Annotated in this window: 13 protein-coding genes; 12 read left to right on the plus strand and 1 reads right to left on the minus strand. The window is 60.6% G+C overall.

Annotation, left to right across the window (positions count from 1 at the left end):
- The first annotated feature begins 422 nt into the window (after positions 1-422).
- The 12 genes from GTP69_RS06930 to GTP69_RS06985 all read left to right on the plus strand — a co-directional run bounded on the left by GTP69_RS06930 (position 423) and on the right by GTP69_RS06985 (position 12064).
- Positions 423-1085 carry an energy transducer TonB gene (locus GTP69_RS06930; protein ID WP_161054197.1) on the plus strand — a complete coding sequence of 221 codons (663 nt, stop codon included), beginning with the start codon at positions 423-425 and terminating at the stop codon, positions 1083-1085.
- A gap of 83 nt (positions 1086-1168) precedes the next feature.
- A complete protein-coding gene (locus tag GTP69_RS06935; RefSeq protein ID WP_202424323.1) occupies positions 1169-2065 on the plus strand; it encodes a MotA/TolQ/ExbB proton channel family protein in 897 nt (298 codons plus the stop codon).
- 6 nt (positions 2066-2071) lie between these two features.
- A complete protein-coding gene (locus GTP69_RS06940) occupies positions 2072-2500 on the plus strand; it encodes an ExbD/TolR family protein (RefSeq protein ID WP_161054198.1) in 429 nt (142 codons plus the stop codon).
- A gap of 60 nt (positions 2501-2560) precedes the next feature.
- Positions 2561-2989, plus strand: a complete 429-nt coding sequence (locus tag GTP69_RS06945; protein WP_174864391.1) for an ExbD/TolR family protein — start codon at positions 2561-2563, stop codon at positions 2987-2989.
- Between the two features lie 71 nt (positions 2990-3060).
- A complete protein-coding gene (locus GTP69_RS06950; RefSeq protein WP_229260842.1) occupies positions 3061-4284 on the plus strand; it encodes a tetratricopeptide repeat protein in 1224 nt (407 codons plus the stop codon).
- A 115-nt stretch (positions 4285-4399) separates the two neighbouring features.
- Positions 4400-5356 (plus strand): bifunctional riboflavin kinase/FAD synthetase, encoded by a 957-nt coding sequence (locus tag GTP69_RS06955; RefSeq protein WP_161054199.1) that lies wholly within the window; start codon positions 4400-4402, stop codon positions 5354-5356.
- A gap of 63 nt (positions 5357-5419) precedes the next feature.
- The gene (gene ileS / locus GTP69_RS06960) at positions 5420-8287 is read left to right on the plus strand and encodes an isoleucine--tRNA ligase (RefSeq protein ID WP_161054200.1); all 2868 of its coding nucleotides are present in this window, start codon (positions 5420-5422) and stop codon (positions 8285-8287) included.
- Between the two features lie 64 nt (positions 8288-8351).
- Complete coding sequence (gene lspA, locus GTP69_RS06965; protein ID WP_161054201.1) at positions 8352-8855, plus strand: signal peptidase II; 504 nt, start codon at positions 8352-8354, stop codon at positions 8853-8855.
- Positions 8856-8870: 15 nt separating this feature from the next.
- A complete protein-coding gene (gene coaBC / locus GTP69_RS06970; RefSeq protein WP_202424337.1) occupies positions 8871-10094 on the plus strand; it encodes a bifunctional phosphopantothenoylcysteine decarboxylase/phosphopantothenate--cysteine ligase CoaBC in 1224 nt (407 codons plus the stop codon).
- Positions 10095-10544 carry a dUTP diphosphatase gene (dut, locus tag GTP69_RS06975; RefSeq protein ID WP_154356273.1) on the plus strand — a complete coding sequence of 150 codons (450 nt, stop codon included), beginning with the start codon at positions 10095-10097 and terminating at the stop codon, positions 10542-10544.
- Between the two features lie 26 nt (positions 10545-10570).
- Complete coding sequence (locus GTP69_RS06980; RefSeq protein WP_229260843.1) at positions 10571-11653, plus strand: M48 family metallopeptidase; 1083 nt, start codon at positions 10571-10573, stop codon at positions 11651-11653.
- 15 nt (positions 11654-11668) lie between these two features.
- Positions 11669-12064, plus strand: coding sequence for a surface-adhesin E family protein (locus GTP69_RS06985; RefSeq protein ID WP_161054204.1), 396 nt, complete (start codon positions 11669-11671; stop codon positions 12062-12064).
- Here the strand turns inward: GTP69_RS06985 and GTP69_RS31575 are convergent.
- Positions 12061-12189, minus strand: a complete 129-nt coding sequence (locus tag GTP69_RS31575) for a hypothetical protein (RefSeq protein ID WP_267874573.1) — start codon at positions 12187-12189, stop codon at positions 12061-12063. The genes GTP69_RS06985 and GTP69_RS31575 overlap by 4 nt on opposite strands.
- Positions 12190-12228 lie beyond the last annotated feature (39 nt).

A 12228-nucleotide genomic window follows, 5' to 3' on the forward strand; every position in this document is an offset into this window, starting at 1 on the left:
TTTTTTTTCGTGGAAGCATGGTGCGGACCAGAAGTCAATATTTTTCTGAAGCTACTTGTATAGTAGTGCCCGCAAGAATTTCATGCAAGAAACATTTACGGCCAAATTATCAATTGCGTGTAGTAAAGCTACCTGCATAAAATTCCGTTTTTGGCCTTAAGGGAAAACTAAGTAACGTCGTGGTGCGTGTACGCCCAAAAATGCGCCGTAGAGTCTTGCTCGTTGAGCCAGAACGGTGCAAAGGGAGCGCTACCACATAGGAAAACCCTATGAAATTTAACCGGTTTTAGGGATGAAAATTCTATGTAAAATCAAGAATTCGTATGTATAATTCGCCGACGTCCCGGATGCGGCTGTTGTTTTGTGTCGCCATTTTGGGGTTTAAGTAGCACCAAAGAGAGTTGGTATTGGAGAAAGCAGGCATGAATTTCACGCACAACGAAAAAAGCACCGGGAAGAACTTTACAGGCATTACGATTGTCGTTTTGTTGCACATCCTGGTTGCTTATGGGATCGTGACGGGCTTGGGAAAACGTCTGGTGGCCAAAATGGTCCAACCAGTGGAGACCAAGATCATTGAGGAGGTGAAACCTCCTCCACCAAAGGAACTCCCACCACCGCCACCTCCGCCAGAGATGAAAGCGCCACCACCGCCATTCATCCCGCCAGTTGAGGTGAACGTGCAGCAGCCGCCACCGCCGAACAACGTTATTCAGAACGCGACTAACGTGAAGCCGGCAACCACCGAGATCCAGAAAGCCCCGCCAGCACCACCTGCGGCGCCCCCTGGTCCGGCCAAAACGGGTGTGCGTACTGCGGCAGTGGTTGACTTCAGCACTTGCGCCAAGCCGGAATGGCCGAAGTCGTCGCTGCGTAACGAAGAAACCGGTACCGTACAGCTGTCGTTCCTGATTGCAGCCGATGGTCGCGTAGCGGAAGGCAAGATCGTGAAATCCAGTGGTTTCCGCGATCTGGATAAAGCCGCTATTGCCGGTATCACCAAATGCCGCTTCAAACCGGCAACGGAAGATGGCGTACCAAAAGAAGGCTGGCAGCAGATGCAATACGTCTGGACGCTGGAGTAAAACCGAGGCAGAACACCGTCTCACATGTAGTTTTCGTTGTCATTACGCCAGCGATCTGATTATTTTATCAATTTGGAGGAAGCATGTTTAAGAATACCCGTTTGTCCGCTGTACTGGCCGCTGTGCTGTTCTCGGTGACCGCAGCCACCGCCCTGGTTAGCTCGGCTCAAGAGCAAGCCTCGGCAGCCGCTTCGGCTCCAGCAGCAGACGCAGCAGCGCCAGCAGCAGCGCCAGCAGCGGATGCGGCAGCAGCGCCAGCAGCAGAAGCGCCAGCAGCTAAAGGCGGTAAAGAAGAAGTGGAAAATCCATACGGCTTCGCGGCTGTGTGGGAAGCTGGTTTCGTATCGCGCGGCACCCTGATCATCCTGTCGCTGATGTCGATGGGTTCGTGGTACATCATCATCACCAAACTGATCGACCAGACCAAGATCTTCAAACAATCGAAAGAAGCGTCGGCCAAGTTCTGGAAAGCTTCGTCGATCGCTGCTGGTTCGGCTTCGCTGACCGACGGTTCGCCATTCCGCTTCATCGCTGAAACCGGCACCAAGGCTACCGCGCACCACGACGGCGCCCTGCTGGAACAAATCGACCTGTCGACCTGGGTGACCATGTCGATCCAGCGCGCTGTTGAGAAAGTCCAATCGCGTCTGCAAGATGGCCTGTCGTTCCTGGCAACCGTGGGTTCGACCGCACCGTTCATCGGTCTGTTCGGTACCGTATGGGGTATTTACAATGCACTGATCGCCATCGGCATGTCGGGTAACGCATCGATCGATAAAGTGGCAGGTCCAGTGGGTGAAGCGCTGATCATGACCGCTTTCGGTCTGTTCGTGGCAGTTCCTGCCGTTCTGGGTTACAACTGGCTGGTGCGTCGTAACAAGTCGGCAATGGAAGACGTACGTGCTTTCTCGGCTGACGTTCACTCGGTGCTGATCTCGGGCGCAATGTCGACCGCTACCGGCAACAAAAAAGTTGGGTAATTAACCATGTCCATGTCCGTAGGCTCCGATAGCGGAGACGAAGATCAAGTCATGTCAGAAATCAACACGACGCCCCTGGTGGACATCATGTTGGTGCTGCTGATTATCTTCCTGATCACGAGCCCGGTTGTTCTGAAGCTGATCAAGATCAAGCTGCCAGAGGAAACCAACCAGGTTATCCAGACCAAGCCGGAAGACGTCAACATTGTCGTTAGCAAAGATGGCGACATCTATTGGAATCAGCGCAGAATGCGCGACGCCAATGAGTTGTTCGACAATCTGAAGGTGGAAGCTGTGAAACTGCCTCAGCCGGAAGTTCATGTACGTGGCGACCAAGAAACCAAGTACGAAGCCATCGGCAAGGTTATTTTCACCACCCAGCGTGCTGGTATTCAGAAGGTCGGCTTCATCACCGAACCGCCTGATAGGGGTTAATACCCAACAGTGCATCGCAGGCCTGTCATGCAGGCCTGCCCTTCTCAAAAGGAAAACATCATGAGTATGAATGTGGGCTCCCCTTCCGCAGGCGCGGATCCGGAACCAATGATGGAAATGAATATGACGCCCCTCATCGACGTGATGCTGGTGCTGATTATCATGATGATCATTACGATTCCTAAGGCCAACCACTCGGTGAACCTGAATATGCCAGTCGGCACCCCGCCGCCTCCGACCAAGGAGCCAGTGGTGGTAACGATTGACGTCGACTTCGACGGTACGATTCTGTGGGATAACGCTGTCGTTCCTGACCGCGCCACCCTGGAAGCGAAACTGACCGACGTCGCCGCGCAAGCGGATCAGCCGGAAGTGCATCTGCGTCCGAACAAGCTGGTCTCGTACAAAGTTGTCGCAGGCGTCATGGCTTCGGCCCAGCGTCTGGGCGTGACCAAAATTGGTCTGGTCGGTAACGAACAGTTCCAGTAAACAGTCCCATGTACAATAATAGGCAGGACCATTCCTGCCTATTTGCTTTTTTGAAGAAAGAAAATTCACCCATGACCAAGTTTCGTCTCGCTCATCTCGGCCTGGTAATGGCCGCTATTGGTTTTACCGCAGCAGCTCCACTCGCAGGTTTCTCGTCGGTCGCCTACGCCGCCGAAACGGTACGCGCAGAAATCGGCAAACCATTGCAAGAAGCACAGAAACTGGCCGCGGCCGGCAAGAACAAAGAAGCACTTGCCAAACTGAAAGAAACTGATTCTGTCGGCGGCAAATCCGCCAACGAGACCTATTTGATCGAGCGCACCCGCGCCTCGGCTGCAGCTGCTGCCGGCGATAACGACGCCGCCGCCAAAGCCTTTGAATCGGTCATCAATTCGGGCAAGCTGTCGGCTGCCGAACAACCAAAATTCACCCAGGCCCTGGCCGGTATCTACTACCGCGCCAAGGACTACCCAAAAGCCATCACCTGGATCCAGCGCGCGCTGAAAGACAATCCAAACGATGGCCAGATGCATGACCTGCTGATCCAGACCTACTACATCAGCGGCAAGTACGCTGAAGCAGCCAAGGAACTGTCGAGCGCCAAGGGTGCATCGGAACAGAACCTGCAAATGCTGGCCAATATCCAGCTGAAACAGAACGACAAGGCCGGCTACGTCCAGACCCTGGAAAAACTGGCCGGTTCGTATCCGAAAACCAGCTACTGGGCCGACCTGCTGAACCGCGTGTCGGGCAAGCCAGGCTTCTCGCCGACCCTGTCGCTGGACGTGCTGCGTCTGCGCCTGATCAACGGCCTGCTGTCGAAACCGTCGGAATACCTGGAAATGGCCCAGCTGTCGCTGCAAGCCGGCAACCCAGCTGAATCCATCAAGATCATCGACCAGGGCTACAAAAAAGGCATCCTGGGCACCGGCGCCGATGCGCCGCGTCACCAGCGCCTGAAAGACCTGGCCGCCAAGACCCAGGTCGAGTTCGACACCAAGGCCGCTGCGGTTGAAGCCGAAGCCGTCAAAGCCAAGGATGCCGACGCCCTGGCCAACCTGGGCTACGGCCTGGTCTCGGCTGGCAAAGCCGACAAAGGCCTGGCGCTGATGGATCAAGCCGTCAAGCTGGGTACCGGCCGCAATCCGGAAGCCATCAAGCTGCACTACGGTATCGCGCAAAGCATCGCCGGCAAGAAAGCCCCTGCCCTGGCAACGCTGAAAACCGTCAAAGGCACCGATGGCACCGCCGATCTGGCGCGCTACTGGACCCTGAACATTAATCACCCGATGTAATTCGGGCGGTTGATCAGCAAAGCGCTGCTCCGGCCCAGCCGGACAGCGCTTTTTTTTCGCTTTGAGGGATTCCCCGTATAATCCCGTATTTGCGACAAGTTTTCCCCAGATTCCCATGAAGGTATTTCGAGGTCTTCCCAATGCAGCGGCGCGCGCGCCGTGCGCGCTCACGATCGGCAATTTCGACGGCGTCCACCTCGGCCACCAGGCCTTGCTGGCCCGCGTGCGCGCTGCCGCCACCGGTCTGGGACTGGAAGCGGCCGTGATGACCTTCGAGCCGCATCCGCGCGAGTTCTTCGCCCAGAAAGCGGGCGACCTGTCACGCGCGCCGGCCCGCATCGCCAACCTGCGCGACAAGCTGCAATCGCTGTCCGACAACGGCATCGACCGCGTCATCGTCGAACATTTCTCGGCGCCGTTCGCGGCGCTGACGCCGCAGGAGTTCACTGAAAAAGTGCTGGTCGAAGGCCTGCACGTCAAATGGCTGATGGTCGGCGACGACTTCTGCTACGGCGCCCGCCGCGCCGGCAATGTGCAGATGCTGCTGGAAGCCGGCCAGAAATACGGCTTCCACGTCGAGACCCTGCCGACCGTGATGAACGGCAGCACCCGCATCTCCTCCTCCGCCGTGCGCGCCGCGCTCAACGAAGGCGACTTCCCGCACGCCGAGGCGCTGCTGGGCCACCCGTACGCCATCTCAGGCCACGTGATCCACGGCCAGAAGCTGGGCCGCACGCTGGGCTTCCCGACCCTGAACCTGCGCGTGCCGCACCGCCCTGCACTGTCCGGCATCTTCATCGTGCAGGTGCATGGCCTGGCCGGGCATCCATTGCCAGCCGTCGCCAGCCTGGGCGTGCGTCCGACCGTCGATGACAGCGGCCGCGTGCTGCTGGAGGTGCACGTGTTCGACTTCGACCAGGGCTGCTATGGCCGCCAGGTGCGCGTCGAATTCCTGCAAAAGATCCGCGACGAAGAAAAATATATCGACCTGCCGACGCTGACGGCCGCTATCCACCGCGATGCCGACATCGCCCGCGCCTTCTTTGCCAAGCGCGCTACCGACCGAATTTGACCGCGCGATTTAGCTACGCGCGCCGGCTACCCAGCATTCCCGAATAAATCACTGAAGACCACTATGTCCGATAACAAATCCGCAAAAAAGCCTGAAAGCAAATACCCGGTCAATATGACCGAAACCCCGTTCCCGATGCGCGGCGACCTCGCCAAGCGCGAGCCGAACTGGGTCCAGCAATGGCAGACCAAAAAGATCTACGAGCGCGTGCGCAAGGCCGCCGCCGGCCGTCCGAAATTCATCCTGCATGACGGCCCACCATACGCCAACGGCGACATCCACCTGGGCCACGCGGTCAACAAGATCCTCAAGGACATGGTGATCAAATCGCGCTCGCTGGCCGGTTTCGACGCCCCTTACGTGCCGGGCTGGGATTGCCACGGCATGCCGATCGAGATCCAGATCGAAAAACTGTACGGCAAAAACCTGCCGACCGCCGACGTGCTGTCCAAGGCCCGCGCCTACGCGCTGGAGCAGGTCGACCGCCAGCGCAAGGACTTCATCCGCCTGGGCGTGCTGGGCGAATGGCAGAACCCTTACCTGACCATGAACTACTCCAACGAGGCCGACGAACTGCGCGCGCTCGGCACCATGCTGGAAAAAGGCTACGTCTACCGCGGCCTGAAGCCGGTCAACTGGTGCTTCGACTGCCAGTCCGCACTGGCCGAAGCGGAAGTGGAATACCAGGACAAGCGCGATCCGGCGATCGACGTCGGCTTCAAGTTCGCCGAATTCGACAAGCTGGCCAACGCCTTCGACCTGACGCAACTGCCGACGCACGAAGGCTACATCGTCATCTGGACCACCACCCCGTGGACCATCCCGGCCAACCAGGCGCTCAACGTCAATCCGGAAGTGACCTACGCGCTGGTGCAGACCGAGCGTGACGGCCAGCCGCTGCTGCTGATCCTGGCGCAAGACCTGGTGGAATCGTCGCTGGCGCGCTTCAAGCTGGAAGGCGTCACCATCGCCACCTGCAAGGGCGAAGACCTGTCCGGCATCAGCTTCCTGCATCCGCTGCACGCCGCCGACACCTTCTACAACCGCCTGTCGCCGATGTACCTGGCCGACTACGTGACCACCGAGAGCGGCACCGGCGTGGTGCACTCGGCGCCTGCCTATGGCCTGGACGACTTCATCTCCTGCAAAGCCCACGGCATGCAGGATGACCACATCCTGACCCCGGTGATGGGCGACGGCAAATATGTCTCCACCCTGCCGCTGTTCGGCGGCATGACCATCTGGGAAGCCTCGAAGCCGATCTGCACCGCGCTGCGCGAAGCCGGCGCGCTGTTCGAGGTCAAGATGTTCGATCACAGCTACATGCACTGCTGGCGTCACAAAACCCCGATCATCTACCGCGCCACCTCGCAGTGGTTCGCCGGCATGGACATCAAGCCGAAAGACGGCGGCGCCAGCCTGCGCGAGACCGCGCTCAAAGGCATCGCCGAGACCAAGTTCTTCCCGGACTGGGGCCAGGCGCGCCTGCACGGCATGATCGCCAACCGTCCTGACTGGACCCTGTCGCGTCAGCGCCAGTGGGGCGTGCCGATGGCCTTCGTGGTCCACAAAGAGACCGGCGCGCTGCATCCACGCACGCCGGAACTGCTGGAGCAAGTCGCCCAGCTGATCGAAAAGAACGGCATCGACGCCTGGCTGGCGCTGGACCTGAAAGACCTGATCGGCGACGAAGCGTCCGACTACGTCAAGAACAAGGACACGCTGGACGTCTGGTTCGACTCCGGCACCACCCACCAGACCGTGCTGCGCGGCTCGCACAAGGAACAACTGGCCTTCCCGGCCGACCTGTACCTGGAAGGTTCGGACCAGCACCGCGGCTGGTTCCACTCGTCGCTGCTGACGTCCTCGATGCTGAACGGCGCGCCGCCGTACAAAGCGCTGCTGACGCACGGCTTCACCGTCGATGGTGAAGGCAAGAAGATGTCCAAATCGCTGGGCAACACGCTGGCGCCGCAGAAAATCTCCGACACCCTGGGCGCCGACATCCTGCGCCTGTGGATCGCCTCGACCGACTACACCGGCGAGCTGTCGATCTCGGACGAGATCCTGAAGCGCGTGACGGAAGCCTATCGCCGAATCCGCAACACGCTGCGCTTCCTGCTGGCCAACATCTCCGACTTCAACCACGCGCAAGACGCCGTGCCGGTCGCCGAGCTGCTGGAAATCGACCGCTACGCGATCGCCAACATGGCCGCGCTGCAGAAGGAAATCGAAGCCCACTACGAACAGTATGAATTCCAGCCGGTCTACTCCAAGCTGCAAAACTACTGCTCGGAAGACCTGGGCGGCTTCTACCTGGACGTGCTGAAGGACCGCCTGTACACCACCGCCGTGACCTCGCACGCGCGCCGTTCGGCGCAGACCGCGCTGTGGCACATCACGCAAAGCCTGCTGCGTGTGATGGCGCCGGCGCTGTCGTTCACTGCGGAAGAGGCATGGGCCATCTTCGCCGGCGAAGAAGCCTTCAAGGCCAGCGATGAAACCATCTTTACGCAAACCTGGTGGCAGCTGCCGGAACTGGCCGACGGCGATGCGCTGCTGGCCAAGTACGCGGCGCTGCGCGCGGTGCGTACCGACGTCACCAAGCAGCTGGAAGACCTGCGCACCTCGGGCGCGATCGGCTCCTCGCTGCAGGCGGAACTGGGCATCAAGGCCGCCGGCGACAAGTACCAGCTGCTGGCCAGCCTGGAAGATGACCTCAAGTTCATCTTCATCACGTCGCTGGCGAAAGTGACGGAAGTGGCGTCGGAAGCGGAAGAAGCGGTCACCGTGGCCGCATCGACCGCCGAGAAGTGCGAGCGCTGCTGGCACTACCGCGCCGACGTCGGCGCCCAGCCCGACCACCCTACCCTGTGCGGCCGCTGCTACAGCAACCTGTTTGGTGCGGGCGAAAAACGCAAGTTCGCTTAACATACTACCGCCGCGTTCCACCGGAACGCGGCGGAGACGCCACGACGAACAAACTTCATAATTTATGGCCACCAAAAAAATCTTCCCGACCAAATCCTCGGCCAGCATCACGCCATGGCTGTGCGTCGCTGCGCTCGTGATCCTGATCGACCAGCTGACCAAGATCACCATCACCAAGACCTTCCAGCTGGGCGAAGAAAAAGTCATCACCTCGTTCTTCAACCTGGTGCTGGCGTATAACAAGGGCGCCGCCTTCAGCTTCCTGAGCAATAGCGGCGGCTGGCAGCGTTACTTCTTCACCGGCATCGGCCTGTGCGCCGCCATCTTCATCGTCTACCTGCTGAAAAAGCACAGCGGCCAGCGCATGTTCGCGTGGGCGCTGTCGCTGGTGCTGGGCGGCGCGCTGGGCAACGTCATCGACCGCCTGCTGTATGGCCACGTGGTCGATTTCCTCGACTTCCACTGGCAAGGCCTGGGACACTTCCCGGCCTTTAACGTCGCCGATTCGGCCATATGCGTCGGCGCCGCCCTGTTCATCCTGGACGAACTGCGCCGGGTGAACAAATAACGGAGCCGCACCATGATGGAACTGACTGGTAAAAAAATCGTCCTCGGCCTGTCCGGCGGCGTGGCCTGCTACAAGGCGGCGGAACTGTGCCGCGCCTTCACCAAGGCCGGCGCTTCGGTGCAGGTGGTGATGACGGAAGCGGCCACCCACTTCATCACGGCCGTCACCATGCAGGCGCTGTCCGGCCGCCCGGTGTACACCGACCAGTGGGACGCGCGCGTCAACAACAACATGGCCCACATCGACGTCACCCGCGACGCCGACGCCATCATCATCGCGCCCTGCTCGACGGACTTCATCCGCAAGCTGGCGCACGGCGCCTGCGACGACCTGCTGTCGACGCTGTGCGTGGCGCGTCCGCGCCATGTGCCGCTGCTGATCGCGCCGGCCATGAACGTCGAGATGTGGCTCAATCCCGCCACCCAGCGCAACGTGCAGACGCTGCGCGACGACGGCATCGCCATCTTCGGCCCTGCGGCCGGCGACCAGGCCTGCGGCGAAGTGGGTTTCGGCCGCATGCTGGAACCGGAACAGCTGCTGGAAGAAGTGATTGCCGCCTTCCAGCCGAAAGTCCTGGCGGGCAAACGCATCCTGATCACCGCCGGCCCGACCTTCGAGCCGATCGACCCGGTGCGCGGCATCACCAATCTGTCGTCGGGCAAGATGGGCTACGCCGTGGCGCGCGCCGCGCGCGAAGCCGGCGCCGAAGTGATGCTGATCTCCGGTCCGGTGGCCTTGCCGACGCCCTTCGGCGTCCAGCGCATCAACGTGCAGAGCGCGCAGCAGATGTATGACGCGGTGATGGCCAATGTCGACCACCAGCACATCTTCATCGCGGTGGCGGCGGTGGCCGACTGGCGCATCGCCAACGCCAGCGACCAGAAACTGAAGAAAAACCCGAACGGCACCGCGCCGGACCTGAAGTTCGAGCAGAATCCGGACATCCTGGCCTCGGTGGCGGCGCTGACCAACCTGGCCGGCCATCCGTACTGCGTCGGCTTTGCCGCCGAATCGGAAAACCTGGTGCAGTTCGGCGCCGACAAGCGCGAGAAAAAAGGCATCCCTCTGCTAGTAGGGAATATCGGCCACCACACCTTCGGCCAGGACGACAACACCATCATCCTGTTCGACGAAAACGGCCACACCATTTTGCCGCGCGCCGACAAACTGACGCTGGCGCGCCAACTGATTTCCGAGATCTCGAAACGCATCTCGCAGCACTCTCTCTTTGCCAAGTAAATGAAAACTGTAGACGTAAAAATCCTCGACCCGCGCATGAAGGACCAACTGCCGGCCTACGCCACCCCTGGTTCGGCCGGCCTGGACCTGCGCGCCTGCATCGACGCCCCCATGGTGATCGAAGCCGGCCAGACCGTGCTCATTCCGACCGGCCTGGCGATCCACGTCGCCGATCCGGGCTATGCCGCCATGATCCTGCCGCGCAGCGGCATGGGCCACAAAAACGGCATCGTGCTGGGGAATCTGGTAGGCTTGATCGACTCCGACTATCAGGGCCAGTTGATGATTTCGACCTGGAATCGCGGTCACAGCGCCTTCACGCTGAACCCGATGGAACGCCTGGCACAATTGATCATCGTGCCGGTGCTGCAAGTCGGCTTTAACGTTGTGGAAGAATTCGAATCGAGCGAGCGTGGTGTCGGCGGTTTCGGCAGCACCGGCAAACAATAAAATGGAGACGGAGTGCAGGGATGAATATGACGAATAAATTTGGCGCCTTCTCCCTGGTGGCTGCGAGCGCCTTGCTCTCCGCCTGCTCCACCTTCCAATCGCAGCCGGCCGCGCCGGAACCAACGCCAGCGGTGGTCAGCACCGTCACCGAAGCGCCGCCGGTGGTCACCGCCAAGATGGCCGCCGCGCGCCAGCAACTGAGCCAGATGGTAGCGCTGCAGGATCGCCTGTACCGCGTCGCCGGCCCGCTGCTGATCAACAATGCAGACCTGTGCCGCAACCAGGCGCGCAACCTGCTCGGCTTCACGGCCAAGAACAAATACTCCTACTCCGGCGAATTCGTCGACGCCGCCCAAGCGGTGCTGAACTATGGCGACCGCCTGGAAGTGGCCAGCGTGCTGGCCGGCAGCGGCGCCGCCCGCGTCGGCCTGCGCAAGGGCGACGTGCTGGTGGCCGCCGACGGCAAACTGCTGCCGGTGGGGACCAACGCGGAAACCGAAGCGGCTGCGGTGCTTGGCCCGCTGGTCGGCGCCAACCGCGTGCTGACGCTGACCATCGCGCGCGGCGGCAGCAACCAGCAGCTGCGGGTGCCGGTCACGCGCGCCTGCGCCTTTAAGATCGACATCGGCAATTCGGACAACATCAACGCCTATTCCGACGGCCAGCGCGTGATGATCACGCGCGGCATGGTTAACTTCGCGCAAAGCGACGACGCCATCGCCTACGTGCTGGCGAAGGACATCGCCCATAATGTGCTGGGCCACGCGGCCACCACCAAGCAGGCTTACACGATCGGCAGCATCATCGACAACCTGGTGGCGGTGCGTCCCGATTTGTCGATGCTGATCGGCACCGCCGGCGTCAAGCCGATGCCGCAGGAGCTGGATGCGGCGGCCGACAACCTGTCGCTGTACATGGTGGCGCGCGCCGGCTACAACGTCGACGGCGCCCGCGCCTTCTGGCAGCGCCTGGCCACGCAATATCCGGCCACGGTGCTGAACGGCTATACCGCCAACCACCCTTCCGTGGCCTATCGCCTGTCCACCATCGACAAGAGCGTGGCGGCGATCCGCAGCAAGCAGTCGGCCAAGCAGCCCCTGGTCCCTTAATCGAGAGAGAACGCCATGAACAAGTCCGGCCTGATCGCAATCATCCTGATGCTGGCGACCAGCTGGGCACAGGCGGCGCAATGGGTGCGCGTGGGCGGCAACAAGACCGCCACCTACTACATCGATAAAGCCAGCGTGATCCCGATCGACAAGACGCGCAAGGCGTGGTCGATGCAAACCTATGTCCGCATGCAGAAGACGCCCGAGGGCAAGCTGTATAAGTCGGTGAAGATGCTGCACGTGTACGGCTGCGACGACCACACCACCACCTTGCTGGCGCAGGTCTATTACCCGGAAGCGATGGGCAAGGGCGAGCCGGTGGAGAACTACAAGTTCGAGAAGTTCAACCCGGAAGACATCGTGCCCGACAGCCCGTTCGACGCCACGCTGGCCGCCGCCTGCAAGGGCTAGCCGGGGAAGTTGGGGAACACCGTCGCCATCAGCCAGGTCAGGAAAGCGCACAGCAGCACTGCTAAAATCAGTACCACTAACAGACGCCCGAATTTGGGGGTAGCGTCTTCTTCCTTTGGGGTCATTCGCGTCTCCGTTCCCTGCAAGCTTTGATGAGCCGTAGT

This window comes from Duganella levis (assembly GCF_009857605.1).
GTDB classification, from domain to species: domain Bacteria; phylum Pseudomonadota; class Gammaproteobacteria; order Burkholderiales; family Burkholderiaceae_D; genus Rugamonas; species Rugamonas levis.